This window comes from Bradyrhizobium sp. USDA 4510 (assembly GCF_054059095.1).
Genome location: NZ_JBSSBT010000001.1, coordinates 234,717 through 247,494 on the forward strand (window position 1 = coordinate 234,717; position 12,778 = coordinate 247,494).

Here is a 12,778-nt window from a genome sequence, read left to right on the forward strand (position 1 = left end):
AGCCCGGCCATGGCGACAACAAGAGGGAGAGCAACAATGCCTGAGATCACCGTGAGCATGGCCGCCGGCCGCACCGACGAGCAGAAGCTCGGCATGATGCGCGACATCACCCAGGCACTGGTGAAGAATCTCGGCGTCGATGCCGACGCGGTCGTGATCCAGATCAACGAAGCGCCGCTGCATCACAAGATGAAGGGCGGCAAGTCGTTCGTCGAGCGCGCGGCTGCGGCGAAGAAGTGACGCGCGAAAGCGCGTCATCCCGGGGCGCGCATTAGCGCGAGCCGGGGATCTCGATCAAAATCTCCAGATTCCGGGTTCACGCTTCGCGTGCCCCGGAATGACGAGCAAGGCATCCATGGACGCACGCGACTTCATCAGGATCGGCATGAGCGCCGAGCGCATGCTCGTGGTGCCGCCGGAGCGCACCGTCGGGCATTTCGTGCCGGGCATGCCGATGGTCTATGCGACGCCGATGATGATCCTCGAAATGGAGATGGCGTCGGGCGATGCCATTCGCGCCGCGCTGCAGCCCGGCTGGGTCACGGTCGGGACCGAGGTCGATATCCGCCATCTCGCCGCCGCGCTGGTCGGCGCCACCGTGCGGACGACCTCAAAAGTGATCGCGGTCGAGCGCCGCGTGATCCGCTTCGAGGTCGAGGCCTTTGAGGGCACGCGCAAGCTCGGCGAAGGCCGCCACGCCCGCGGTCTGATCAATGTCGAAAGCTTCAACAAGCGGCTGGCCGGGACGTCGGGTTCGGCGCAGTAGGCGGCCTGTGTCGTTGGTCCGGCGAACTCGTCATGCGCGGGCCTGACCCGCGCATCCATCAAGGAAGAAAGCGTCCTTGTTCGATGGATTGCCGGGTCAAGCCCGGCAATGACGGTGCATGCGCTACTTCGCCAATTCCCTTGAGCGCCTTGCCGCGGCGGCAATCGCGCGGGTCATCAGTGGCTGCATGCCGTCATTGGCCATCAGCACCTCGAGCGCCGCGGCGGTGGTGCCGCCGGGCGAGGTGACGTTCTGCCGCAGGGTCGCCGACGGCAGATCCGAGCGATGCAGCAACTCGCCGGAGCCGGCGACGGTCGCCCGCGCCAGCGTGGTCGCAAGCTGCTCGGGCAGGCCGGCCGCAACGCCGGCGCGCGCCAGCTCCTCGGCGAGCAGGAACACATAGGCAGGGCCCGAGCCGGAGACCGCGGTCACCGCGTCCATCAGGTTCTCATCGTCGACCCATTCGACGAGCCCGGTCGCTTTCAGCAACGCATCGGTCATCGCGCGCTGCGCGGCGGTGACGTGCTTCGACGGTACAGCGACGGTGATGCCGCGGCCGATCGCCGCCGGCGTGTTCGGCATCGCGCGCACCACCGCGCCGCCGACAACCTCTTCCAGCGCTGACATGGTCGTGCCGGCCATGATCGAGACGACGAGTGTCGAGGGACCGACGAAGGATTTCAGTGCGGCGCCGGCGTCGCGGAACGATTGCGGCTTCACCGCGACGACAAGCGTGTCGACCGTGCCGAGATCCTTCGCCTGCGGATTGAGCCGCACGCCCTTTGCGGCAAGCGCGGAAATCTCCGGCGAGAGATGCGGGTCGATCACCGCGACGCGCTCGGGTGCAAGGCCCTGCGCGAGCCAGCCGGTCAGCATGGCGCCGCCCATCTTGCCCGCGCCCGCGAGCGCGATGGTGCCGGAAGTATTCGTCAGTGCGCTGCTGGATGTGCTCACAGGTGACTCCGCAAACTCTCACGTCGTCCCGGCGAAGGCCGGGACCCATAACCACAGGCGGTTCTAGTGAGGCACGCGATCAGCCACAAGCAGTTTGCTTAAGCCCAGGGGCCGCGGAGTATGGGTCCCGGCCTTCGCCGGGACGACGCCGAGCGTGTGGGAGCGCTGGAGCGAAATCCTTACGCCTCGCCCTCGGTATCGAACATCGCCGCGGCCATCGCCTCGGCGGTCGACTTGCCGGCCCACACCACGAACTGGAACGCCGGGTAGTAGCGCTCGCAGGCGTGGATCGCGTTGACCACCATGGCCTCGCACTGCGCGGTGGAGGCGGTGAGGCCGCCGGGCAGCACCAGCGCCTGACGATGCATCACCATGCCGGTGTGGGTCCACAGATCGAAATGGCCGACCCACAATTGTTCGTTGATCGCAGCGACCAGCCGCTGCACCTCGGCGCGGCGCGCCTGCGGCATCTTCATGTCGAAGGCGCAGGCGAGATGCAGCGCCTCGATCTCGCCCATCCAGGTGAACGAGAGCTGATAATCGATCCAGTCTCCCTTGGAGACGATCGTCACCTCGTCTTCGCCGGAACGCTCGAACGCCCAGTTGTTGTCGGTGGCGATATCTTCGACCACCGCAAGCGGGTTATTCCGGGAATCGATAATGCTTTCGAGGAGGGACATGCCGTCTCGGACCTTGTTCTTATGATCGCTTGATACGCACACGGAAGCCGGCACTTGCGACATACTGCGTCGTGGCCGAGTGCAGTTCCTGATGCGGGCTTCCGGATGCCCCTGGACCTGACGCCGATGAAGTGATGTGATTTGCGGAATCCGCGCAACCGCACGCCGAGTCCGTCCACAGCCAAAGCGCGCATCGTCCACAGCTGATCTCCGCCACATCTGTGATTTTGAGAACAAATCGGAATCTAAGCGTTCGCGTAACGCTTTGTTAACCATTTGCCGGCGCTTCGCCGCGCCCGTGAATCAGCCGTCGGGCCCTCGCATCAACCTTGCAGAGCCGCAACGCGCTCATGGGGACATGCCGTTTCCCCATGCCAAAGGCCTTGCCCGGCTGTCGCGCTTTGGTCATATTTCGTCTCAGGCACGTCCATCCCGGGCGTGCCGAGTTCTCAGGGCGGGGTGAAAATCCCCACCGGCGGTAAGGGTGATGAGCCCAAGCCCGCGAGCGCCTTCCTCCGCGAAGCCGGGAGAAGGGTCAGCAGATTCGGTGCAATTCCGAAGCCGACGGTTACAGTCCGGATGAAAGAGAACGGTTGCGGCAGCCAACGCGATTTTCGCGTGGGCTCGTGTCGTTGTCCGTGTGCCCTGATTCTGGTCCTGAAAGAGGAAAGCCATGAATCAGATGTTGCAAGACCAAGACGTTCAAGCTTCTCAAGTCCAAACCCCCCAGGCAGAAAGCGCTCCCGATACGCCGGCCATTCCGCCGACGCCGGAGCATCCGCACTTCGCAAAGCCGCAGCGTGTTGCCTTCGTACAGTCGTCCTGGCATCGGGACGTGGTGGAAGAGTGCCGCATCTCCTTCCTGAAGGAGATCGAGGCGAGGCACATCACCAATGTCGATGTGTTCGAGGTGCCGGGCTCGTTCGAGATCCCGCTGCATGCCCAGCTGCTGGCGAAGACCCGCCGCTACACCGCGATCGTCGCGGCCGGGCTCGTCGTCGATGGCGGCATCTACCGCCACGAATTCGTCGCCGACACCGTGATCAAGGCGTTGATGGATGTGCAATTGCGCACCGAGGTGCCGGTGTTCTCGGCGGTGCTGACGCCGCAGCAATTCCACGAGACCGAGGTGCATTACGAGTTCTTCCGCAAGCACTTCGTCATCAAGGGGATCGAGGTCGCGGAAGCCTGCGCCAACACGCTGCTCAGCCTCGAGCGTCTGCGCGGCCAGGTCGCGGCGGGGATTCCCGGCTAGCATCGGCGGAAAAGCGATTCCGGCATGCGTGCCGGGATCGCTCTCGCCCGCGGCGCGTTCGGTTATGCTTGCGGCATAAAACCAAAACGCGCGGGAGGCGCCCCATGACCGAACAACATTCCTCCGACTGGCTCGGCCTGTCGGGCCGCGTTGCCGTCGTCACCGGCGGAGGCGGCGGTATCGGCCGCGCTACCGCGGTCAGTTTCGCGCGGGCCGGCGCCAGGGTCGCCGCGCTCGATCGCGACGAGCGCTCCCTCGCGGAGACCAAGGCAAAGCTTGGCGAGTTCGGCGACGGTCATCTCGTCGCGACCTGCGACACGACCAGCGAGGACAATGTCGCGGCAGCCGCCGACGCCGTCGCGCGCACGCTCGGCGCTTGCGACATCCTCGTCAACACCGCGGCGGTGCTGCGCCCGGGCGGGCTCGACACGCTGCCGCTCGCGGAGTGGAATGCGGTGCTGGCGGTCAATCTCACCGGCTATTTCATCTGCGCCCAGGCGTTCGGCCACCAGATGCGCAAGGCCGGACGCGGCAGCCTCATCCACGTCGCCTCGATCGCTGCCAGCAATGCGCAGGGGCAGAGCGGCGCCTACAGCGTCAGCAAGGCCGCGGTCGTCATGCTCTCGCAGCAACTCGCCGCCGAATGGGGGCCGCATGGCATCCGCAGCAATGTGGTGAGCCCCGGCCTTGTCGTGACGCCGATGAGCCAGGCCTTCTACGACACGCCAGGGGTCACCGAGCGGCGCACCGCCGTGGTGCCGATGCGCCGGATCGGCGCACCGCAGGACATGGCGGACGCGACCCTGTTCCTAGCCAGCGACCGCTCGTCATACGTCAATGGTGAGGAGATCATCGTCGATGGCGGCTATGCGCGGACGCTGATGAGCCACGTTCCACGGCCGGGGTTCTAACGCGTCTGGCGCCACATACTTGGTGTCGTCCCTGCGAAGGTGTTTGGTCCCTGCAGATTGGTTGGATGGAATCGGTGTAGAACGAGGCGTGGCCTTTGTTAGGGAGCGCCTCGTGTCATGGAACTGAGCTTGCACGCGAACGCCACGACGACGCCGAAGACGCGTGCCTACATCCAGCGCAGCAGGAAGTCGGTCGCCCAATTGGCGGCCGAGCTGGGGGTCAGCGAGACCACAATCTATCGCTGGCGCGGTCGCAGCACGGTCGAGGATCGCTCGCATCGGCCGAAGCACCTCACGACCAGCCTGTCCGCCCTTGAGGAACGGGCAGTGTGTGAGCTGCGGACATCGCTCCAATTGCCGCTGGACGACATCGTCGAGGTGATGCGGCGATGCATCAACGCCAAGCTGTCCCGTAGTGCGATCCACCGCTGCCTGCAGCGCAATGGCATCAGCCGGCTTGCCAAGCCTGACAAGCCCAAAGCCGGCGTCTTCGAGAATGCCAGTATCGGCTTCATCCATATCGACGTGAAGTATCTGCCGGCACTGCAGCGCCGCACCAGCTATGCCTTTGTCGCCATCGACCGCGCCACCCGCTACGTCTTCGTCGAGGTCCATTCCAGGCGGGACGGAGCGACCGCGACCGGTTTCCTTAAGCGCTTCCTGGCTGATTTTCCGCACCAGGTTCACACTATCCTCACCGACAACGGTGCCGAGTTCACCGACCGCTTCGCCGTCGACAAGAAGAACAAACCGGTCGGGAAGCCTTCCGGCGACCACCCCTTTGATCGGCTCTGCCGACAGTGCGGCATCCAGCATCGCCTGACCAAGCCCTACCATCCGCAGACCAACGGCCTCGTCGAACGCTTCAACCGGCGCATCGCCGAAGCCATTGGCCGCGAAACACAAACGGGGCAGCGCGCGCCGTACCTTTGTCAACCACGCCGACCGCGACACCTTCATCGCCAAGTTCGTCCACGACTACAATCGGACCCGCCTCAAATGCCTCGGCTACCTGGCGCCAATCCAGGCCCTCGCCAATCACACGGGACCGAACACGAAAGCAGGGACCCATAACCACGAATGTTTGTTGTCACGAAAGCTGGGGCCACAGTGGCTCTCCACAATGGAGGCCTGTGGTTATGGGTCCCGGCTTTCGCCGGGACGACAGTGGGGCTTAATCGAACAGGCTGGAAACCGACTCTTCCGCCGCGGTGCGGCCGATCGCTTCGGCAATCAGTCCGGCGATCGAGATCTGGCGGATGTTCGGTGCCTTGTTGACGGCTTCCGTCGGCAGGATCGAGTCGGTGATGACCAGTTCCTTCAGACGCGACGAGGCGATGCGCGCGGCGGCGCCGCCGGACAGCACGCCGTGGGTGATGTAGGCCGAGACTTCCTTGGCGCCGTGCGCGATCAGCGCCTCGGCCGCATTCACCAGAGTGCCGCCGGAATCGACGATGTCGTCGACCAGGATGCAGTTGTAGCCGGCGACGTCGCCGATCACGTTCATCACCTCGGACTCGCCGGGGCGCTCGCGGCGCTTGTCGACGATGGCGAGCGGGGTGTTGATGCGCTTGGCGAGGCCGCGGGCACGCGCCACGCCGCCGACGTCGGGCGACACCACCATCACCTTGGCGAGGTCGAACTTTTCTTTGATGTCGCGCACCATCAGGGGCGCCGCGAACAGGTTGTCGGTCGGGATGTCGAAGAAGCCCTGGATCTGGCCGGCATGCAGGTCGAGCGTCATGACGCGGTCGACGCCGGCGTGCGAGATCAGGTTGGCGACCAGCTTGGCCGAGATCGGCGTACGCGAGCCGGACCTGCGATCCTGCCTGGCATAACCGAAATAGGGCACCACCGCGGTGATGCGGCGCGCCGAGGAGCGGCGCAGCGCGTCGGTGATGATCAACAGTTCCATCAGATTGTCGTTGGCCGGAAACGACGTCGACTGCAGGATGAACATGTCCGAGCCGCGGACGTTCTCCTGGATCTCGACGAAGATCTCCATGTCGGCGAAGCGCCGGACCACGGCCTTGGTCAGTTCGATGCCAAGTCCCTTGGCGATGTCCTGCGCCAGCGCAGGATTGGAGTTGCCGGCGACGAGTTTGATTGATCCGTTCTTTGCCGACATCGATGCTTCCCCCCGCGCCTTGCTGGATACGACGTTCAGCATCTCAAGTCCTTACAGAACCGGCGGGTTTTCGGTGCGCGAGGGAATATCAGGCAGGCGCATCCGATGGCAACCCATTAGCCGGGCTTGGCCGCCGTTTTCCTGGGCAAAAAACGCATTTCCCCGGGCGATAACGGGGTTTAGTCGGCGGAATAGCCGAGCGCCACGGTCTCGGGCGCGGCGGCGGCCGGGGCGCTTGCCACCGTGGGCCCGCGGAGGTCCGGTGCCGGGGCGGGCGCGGGGCCGTCCGCCGGGCCGCCATTGATCATGCCGGACAGGCCGCTGAGGCCGGCCTGGGCGATCTTGCGCAGCACCAGGTCGTCGGCGGCGGCCCACGCGTCGCGGCCGGCCTTGCCGGCGGGCTCCTCGCCGGAGAGCCGCAGCGCGCGTTGCTGGTTGCTGTCGTAGACGTCCCACACCCACGCGATCATGGTGCGGCCGCGCACCACCTGAGCCGACAGATAGCTGCGCACGCGATAGGCGGCAGCGCCCTGGCGCGACACGATCGACAGGCTGCGCAGCTTGGACTCGCTGTCGAGCACGCCGACCATGCGGTCGAACACCTGGGGCGGCGGGCCGTCGATCGATTCGAACGCAACCGTTGCGCCGCTGCTTGCCGGCGTGGCCATGGCGTAGGAATCGGCCACGTTGCCGCCGGCCGCGCAGCCGCCAAGCGCGCACGCGATCGCGAGCCACGAGCATGCGATCGCGGCACGCACGGCTGTCCCAGTTTGAAACTGGCGGTTCGACGCTTCCCTCATTGCGTCCTGCGATATCGTTAAAACGGCTTAACGTCTAGGGCAGGACGGCCACAGCACTTAACCGATCCGGGCGGCGCGCCGCGAGGTTTCGGATTTCCCTGCTCAGTCAGAGAGATGGTGCCGCATGGCTGCAGTGATCCAGGCCCATTCGCGGTTCGGGCTCGCGTCCGGCGATTGCCCGCGCATGATGGCGACGAGCTCCCAATAGCGCGCCGCACGGGCGTCGTGCAGGGCATATTTGCCGCGGATCCAGTTGCGGAATTCCAGATCAGGTTTTCGCTTCAGCAATCGCGCCGATGTTTCCAGCCAGTCGCGGGCCAGCGCCTGGCCCACCTCCGACGTCGGGCCGAGGTCGGTCGCGATAATCTCCTTGGCTCTCGCCAGCACGGTTTCGTTGGCCGCTTGCCAGGCGGTGAGATCCAGCACGTGGTGATTCCAGACGTCCTCCGCGTTGGCGCGGATGTTGGCGACGAGGGAAGGGTCGTTGAGCATCTCCGAAAGCTCGATCCAGGCATCGCACTGCTCGGGCGTCGGCTCGTCGGGCAATTCGGGCACGCTGGTCTCGATCATCTGCCGGATCCATTTCCGGTCGATGTTGATACCGTCGGACACCTTCTCGAAAAAGCGTTCGACGACGTTGCGGCGCTCGGCGCGGGACAGCTGCGTCATGGTCAAAAATCTCCTCAAGTCTGCTTCGGTGAGTTGCGGTGAACGCAACGCAGCCCGCAGGGCCGAGGCGACGCGGCGCTGTGCCGCGATCTCCGCTTCCAGCGTCTCGAGGCGAAGCTGCAGCGCCTCGACCAGCGAGAGTTCCTTGGTCAGGACCTCGCGGATAGCATCGAGACCGAGCCCCGCATCGCGCAGACAGCGGATCAGGTCGAGGCGAACCAGTTCGTCGTCGGTGAAGACGCGATAGCCGCTCGCGGTGCGGCCGGCCGGCGGCAGCACCCCCTGGTCCGAATAGAAGCGGAGCTTGCGGACGGAAATTCCGCTGAGCCGTGCCGCCTCGCCGATGCTGTAGGTGCGTTGTGTCATGCGCCGCTTGTCCGGTCTCCAGCAGGTGGAGAGTCAAGACGCTTGTCGCACAAAAATCGCCAGATTTTATCTTGACGCGTTTTCTTCACCGCGAACCGGTATCCACTTCGCGGGAAAACGCGTTGGATGCCCGGCGTCAGCCTTCCAGCGCGATGGCGTGAACGAGTCGGCCGTAATCGGCTTCCTTGCGGTGCACGGAGCGGCGGTAGCTGAAGCAGCGCTCGTCGGAATAGGTGTCGATGCCGAGATCGTCGATCATCAGCACGCCGGCATTTTCCAGCCGCATGCGGATGAAGCCGGCAAGATCGAACATCGCGTGTCCGTCGCGTTCGGCGGGCATGAAGAACATGCCGTTCTCCGCATCGGCCTCGATGAAGCGTTCGACGAATTCGTTGCCAACCTCGTAGGATTCCTTGCGGATCAGCGGGCCGATGGCGGCGACGATGCCGCCGCGCTCGGCGCCGAGCTTCTCCATCGCGTCGATGGTCGATTCCAGCACGCCGGTCAGCGCGCCCTTCCAGCCGGCATGCGCCGCGCCGATCACCCGCGCATTGGGATCGACGAACAGGATCGGGCCGCAGTCGGCCGTCGTGACCGATATCGCAAGGCCCTCGGTGCGGGTGACGAGCGCGTCCGCCTTCGGGCGCGCGGCGCCATTCCATGGACCGGTCACGGCCACGACGTCAGGCGAGTGAACCTGATGCACGCTGACGAGGTGATCGAGCGGCACGCCGAGCTGCGCCGCCATCCGCCGCCGGTTCTCCGCGACCTTGGCTGGATCGTCACGCGAGCCGAGCCCGCCATTCAGCGCGGCATAGATGCCCTCCGACACGCCGCCCTCGCGCGAGAAGAAGGCATGGCGCAGGCCCGGAATGGCCGACAGCAGCGGTGATCCCAATGTCATTGTTCGGTCTCGTCAGGCTGATCGCTCAATCCGGCGATCGAGGTGAGGCGCGGGTCGGAGATGGCCATGACCTTGAACATCGAGCCCATCCCGCCGCGCCCGGAATCGGTCAGGCGCTTCAGCGCACCGGCAACGTCGGCGGAGACTTCGGGGCTTGCCTTCGCCATCAGCCCGGCCGCACGGGCCTCGACGCCGAGACGCTTGAGGAAGTCACCCTGCGTCGCCGGTCCGTGGACGCGCGCGCCGACATCCTCGGCGGCCCGCGCCAGGGCCTGGAAATCGACATGCGCGGTCACGTCGGCCTGTCCGGGGTTCTTCAGCGGGTCGGCGAAGCTGTGGCGCGCGATCGCCTGGAAGGTGTCGCCGGCGTCGCTGCGCAGATGGCCGTAATCGATGATCAGCGCGGCGCCGTCCTGGTCGCGCAGCCGCGTGGCGAGCTTCATGATCTCGTTGTCGGGCCGCCATTCGAACACTGCCCCGAGTGGCGCGGCGCGCACCAGCGGCGGCAGCAGCACCTCGAAATGCGGTGTCGGCTCGGGCGCGGGCGCGAAATACAGGTTGCCATTGGCATCCATCCCGACCGTCCGCTCGTGCCAGCCGGTCTCGCGGCGGACCATCTGGTGGATCGGCAGCACGTCGAAATATTCGTTGGCGAGGATCACCGCCGGTCCCTCGGGCACGTCGTCGATGTTGTCGTGCCAGGTGATGTTGCGCACGCCCGTCAGCGTGGCGTACTGCTTCTCGCGCAGCACCGGGTTGACCTCGACGAGGTGGATGCTGAGCGACTGGTAGAGCGGCGGCAGCACGCGCAGCGCACGCAGCGCGTCGGACATCATGGTGCCGCGGCCGGGCCCGAGCTCGATCAGGCGGAACGTCTCCGGCGAGCCGATCGCGCGCCAGATCGAGGCGCTCCACAGCCCGAGCAGTTCGCCGAACATCTGGCTGACCTCGGGCGCCGTGGTGAAATCGCCCTCGCGGCCGAGCGGATCACGCGACAGATAGTAGCCGTACCGCGGATGCATCAGGCACAATTCCATGTAGCGCCAGACCGGCATCGGCCCGGACAGCTTGATCAGCTTCCTGATCTCATCCAGCAGCGGGGAGGGTTCGTTCACGGCCTTCCTTGGATTGCACTTGCTTTGGATTGAACTTGTTCAGGTTGAACTCGGTGCCGGACCGTTCGCCCTGCGGCGGACGGCGGCCGTGATGATGATAACGCCCACGATGATCATTGGCACCGACAGCAGCATGCCCATGGTTAGTCCGCCCCACAGGAATCCGAGTTGCGGGTCGGGCTCCCTGAAGTGCTCGCCGATGATTCGGGCAACGCCATAGATCGTGATGAAGCTGCCGAGGATCAGGCCGGGACGCTTGAGCGCACCCATCCGGATCATGATCGCCAGCGCCGCGAACAGCACGATGCCCTCGAGCCCGGCCTCGTAGAGCTGGCTCGGATGCCGCGGCAGCGGCCCGCCATTAGGGAAGATCATGGCCCAGGGCAGGCTCGGATCGGCGTGACGGCCCCATAATTCGCTGTTGATGAAATTGGCAAGCCGGCCGAGGAACAGCCCGATCGGCGCGACCGCGGTGGTGATGTCACCGAGCGACAGGATCGGGATGTTGTTGCGGCGGGCAAACAGCATCACCGCGGCGACGCAGCCGAGGAAGCCGCCGTGGAACGACATGCCGCCCTTCCACAATTCGAGGATTTCGGCCGGATGCGCGATGAAGAAGGGCAAATTGTAGAACAGCACATAGCCGGTGCGGCCGCCGACGATGATGCCGATGGTGACCCAGAGGATGAAATCGTCGAGCTGCGGCAGCGTGATCGGCGCCGGGCCGCCCCACAGCCGCTCCTTCTTGATCAGCGAGCGAGCGTAGATCCAGCCCAGCACGATGCCGACGATGTAGGCAAGCGCATACCAGCGGATCACGATCGGCCCGAGCGAGAGCGCGACGGGATTGAACACCGGAAAGTCGATCAGCAGGAACGGCATCGTGCGTCTTGAGGCTCAGCCCACGAGGTTGCGCCGGTAAAGCGCGAGGAGCCGCTCCCAATGGCGTTCGGCGGCGTCGCGGTCATAGACCGGACGCTTGGGGAACGCAAAGCCGTGATGCGTGCCGGGATAGATCTCGACCTCGTTGTTCGATCCCTTCATGCCGGCCTTCACCTGCTCGATGATGTCCTGTGGCGCGTAGATATCGGTCTCGGCGCAGGCGAAATAGAGTTCGGCCTTTGTCTTTTGCGCGGCAAGATGCGGACTGTCGGGCTGGTCGGTCGCCAGATGCGTGCCGTAGACCGAGGCGGCGGCCTTCACGCGATCGCCGAAATGCGTCGCCGCGTTCACCGCATAGCGGCCGCTCATGCAATAGCCGACAGTGCCGATGATCCTGGTGTTGGCGGCCTTCTGCGTCTCGGCATAGGCGAGCAGGCCCTTGGTGTCTTCCATCACCAGCGGGATGTTGAGCGAGTGCATCAGCTCGAACATGCGCTTGCGCTCGGGCGATTCCGGATCGGGATTGATCGGGCCGAGCTCCATCACGCCGGCGCGGTAATACATATTGGGCAGCATCACATAATAGCCTGACGTGCCGAGCCGGCGCGCCATGTCGCGCAGCTCCTCGCGGATCGCCGGCGCGTCCATGTAGAAGATGACGACGGGGAAGGGGCCGCCGCGCTCGGGATGGGTGATGAAGGTGGTGGTCTTGCCGTCCTTGGTCGGGATCTCGACGGTCTGGTCGATCATGGCGTTTCTGCTCGCGTTATGTGTGCGATTTCTGTTGTGAGTTCATACGATTGCAAGGAAACCGGAGCATGACAAGGCAAGCCTCGGGAGGCCTGCCATTCGCGGCGGACTTGAACCGGATGGCTGAGATCGCCATTGTCTTTGGCGCGAGGCAGTGAACGCGGAGAGTTTTGCGAAATGACCCAGACCAGCAACCGGTTTTTCGATGAGATCGGCCGTCTGATGAACGATGCCGCGGGCGCCGCCCAGGGCGTCAAGCGCGAGGTCGACACGGTCATGCGCAACCAGGCGGAACGGATCTTGCGCGACCTCGACGTGGTCAAGCGCGAGGAATTCGACGCGGTCAAGGACATGGCCCGCCTGGCGCGCGAGGAGAACGAGGCGCTGAAGGCGAGGATCGCGGCGCTGGAGGCCAAGCTCGGCGGTACGGTCGGCTGATACGGCCCGGAGCGCAGCCCCGTAGCGGATGGAGCGAAGCGCAATCCGGGGCCGGCCCGCGGAGGCAGTGGTCCCGGATTTCGCTTCGCTCCATCCGGGCTACGATCCTCGCTCGGTAACCCAAGAAAAATCCCTTCATTTCCTTGTCATTTCGGCCCTT

At 65.1% G+C, this 12,778-nt stretch carries 15 protein-coding genes and 1 riboswitch; of the genes, 6 read left to right on the forward strand and 9 right to left on the reverse strand.

Annotation, left to right across the window (positions count from 1 at the left end; translation table 11 throughout):
* Window positions 1–36 precede the first annotated feature (36 nt).
* Both ACVMDN_RS01130 and ACVMDN_RS01135 read left to right on the forward strand, forming a co-directional pair.
* Window positions 37–240 carry a tautomerase family protein gene (locus ACVMDN_RS01130; RefSeq protein ID WP_018269806.1) on the forward strand — a complete coding sequence of 68 codons (204 nt, stop codon included), beginning with the start codon at window positions 37–39 and terminating at the stop codon, window positions 238–240.
* A 115-nt stretch (window positions 241–355) separates the two neighbouring features.
* The gene (locus ACVMDN_RS01135; protein WP_057016658.1) at window positions 356–766 is read left to right on the forward strand and encodes a thioesterase family protein; all 411 of its coding nucleotides are present in this window, start codon (window positions 356–358) and stop codon (window positions 764–766) included.
* Between the two features lie 123 nt (window positions 767–889).
* On the opposite strand, the gene proC is transcribed toward ACVMDN_RS01135, so the two are convergent.
* Window positions 890–1,720: a pyrroline-5-carboxylate reductase gene (gene proC, locus ACVMDN_RS01140; RefSeq protein ID WP_076825528.1), complete on the reverse strand. Its 831-nt coding sequence runs from the start codon at window positions 1,718–1,720 to the stop codon at window positions 890–892.
* A gap of 179 nt (window positions 1,721–1,899) precedes the next feature.
* On the reverse strand, window positions 1,900–2,400 hold the full coding sequence (locus ACVMDN_RS01145; RefSeq protein WP_016844492.1) for a type III secretion system chaperone family protein: 501 nt from the start codon (window positions 2,398–2,400) through the stop codon (window positions 1,900–1,902).
* A gap of 441 nt (window positions 2,401–2,841) precedes the next feature.
* Window positions 2,842–2,995: riboswitch (FMN riboswitch) on the forward strand.
* A 78-nt stretch (window positions 2,996–3,073) separates the two neighbouring features.
* On the opposite strand from ACVMDN_RS01145, the gene ACVMDN_RS01150 reads away from it, so the two are divergent.
* The 3 genes from ACVMDN_RS01150 to ACVMDN_RS01160 all read left to right on the forward strand — a co-directional run bounded on the left by ACVMDN_RS01150 (window position 3,074) and on the right by ACVMDN_RS01160 (window position 5,640).
* The gene (locus ACVMDN_RS01150; RefSeq protein ID WP_057016614.1) at window positions 3,074–3,655 is read left to right on the forward strand and encodes a 6,7-dimethyl-8-ribityllumazine synthase; all 582 of its coding nucleotides are present in this window, start codon (window positions 3,074–3,076) and stop codon (window positions 3,653–3,655) included.
* A 104-nt stretch (window positions 3,656–3,759) separates the two neighbouring features.
* Window positions 3,760–4,566 (forward strand): SDR family NAD(P)-dependent oxidoreductase, encoded by an 807-nt coding sequence (locus ACVMDN_RS01155; protein ID WP_076825526.1) that lies wholly within the window; start codon window positions 3,760–3,762, stop codon window positions 4,564–4,566.
* 117 nt (window positions 4,567–4,683) lie between these two features.
* Window positions 4,684–5,640 carry a DDE-type integrase/transposase/recombinase gene (locus ACVMDN_RS01160; protein WP_141342031.1) on the forward strand — a complete coding sequence of 319 codons (957 nt, stop codon included), beginning with the start codon at window positions 4,684–4,686 and terminating at the stop codon, window positions 5,638–5,640.
* Window positions 5,641–5,740: 100 nt separating this feature from the next.
* Here the strand turns inward: ACVMDN_RS01160 and ACVMDN_RS01165 are convergent, their stop codons facing one another.
* From ACVMDN_RS01165 to ACVMDN_RS01195, 7 genes are all read right to left on the reverse strand, one after another.
* Window positions 5,741–6,694 carry a ribose-phosphate pyrophosphokinase gene (locus ACVMDN_RS01165; RefSeq protein ID WP_028344316.1) on the reverse strand — a complete coding sequence of 318 codons (954 nt, stop codon included), beginning with the start codon at window positions 6,692–6,694 and terminating at the stop codon, window positions 5,741–5,743.
* Between the two features lie 179 nt (window positions 6,695–6,873).
* On the reverse strand, window positions 6,874–7,494 hold the full coding sequence (locus ACVMDN_RS01170; protein ID WP_076825524.1) for a hypothetical protein: 621 nt from the start codon (window positions 7,492–7,494) through the stop codon (window positions 6,874–6,876).
* 102 nt (window positions 7,495–7,596) lie between these two features.
* Window positions 7,597–8,529 carry a MerR family transcriptional regulator gene (locus ACVMDN_RS01175; RefSeq protein WP_076825522.1) on the reverse strand — a complete coding sequence of 311 codons (933 nt, stop codon included), beginning with the start codon at window positions 8,527–8,529 and terminating at the stop codon, window positions 7,597–7,599.
* 136 nt (window positions 8,530–8,665) lie between these two features.
* The gene (gene pgeF / locus ACVMDN_RS01180) at window positions 8,666–9,433 is read right to left on the reverse strand and encodes a peptidoglycan editing factor PgeF (protein WP_076825521.1); all 768 of its coding nucleotides are present in this window, start codon (window positions 9,431–9,433) and stop codon (window positions 8,666–8,668) included.
* A complete protein-coding gene (locus tag ACVMDN_RS01185) occupies window positions 9,430–10,488 on the reverse strand; it encodes a class I SAM-dependent methyltransferase (protein WP_076825587.1) in 1,059 nt (352 codons plus the stop codon). Before ACVMDN_RS01185 ends, pgeF begins: the two co-directional genes overlap by 4 nt.
* A 99-nt stretch (window positions 10,489–10,587) precedes the next feature.
* Window positions 10,588–11,430, reverse strand: a complete 843-nt coding sequence (gene lgt, locus ACVMDN_RS01190; protein ID WP_057016609.1) for a prolipoprotein diacylglyceryl transferase — start codon at window positions 11,428–11,430, stop codon at window positions 10,588–10,590.
* A gap of 15 nt (window positions 11,431–11,445) precedes the next feature.
* Complete coding sequence (locus ACVMDN_RS01195; RefSeq protein WP_057016608.1) at window positions 11,446–12,180, reverse strand: dienelactone hydrolase family protein; 735 nt, start codon at window positions 12,178–12,180, stop codon at window positions 11,446–11,448.
* 177 nt (window positions 12,181–12,357) lie between these two features.
* Between ACVMDN_RS01195 and ACVMDN_RS01200 the strand changes: the two genes are divergently transcribed.
* Complete coding sequence (locus ACVMDN_RS01200) at window positions 12,358–12,618, forward strand: accessory factor UbiK family protein (RefSeq protein WP_028333099.1); 261 nt, start codon at window positions 12,358–12,360, stop codon at window positions 12,616–12,618.
* Window positions 12,619–12,778 lie beyond the last annotated feature (160 nt).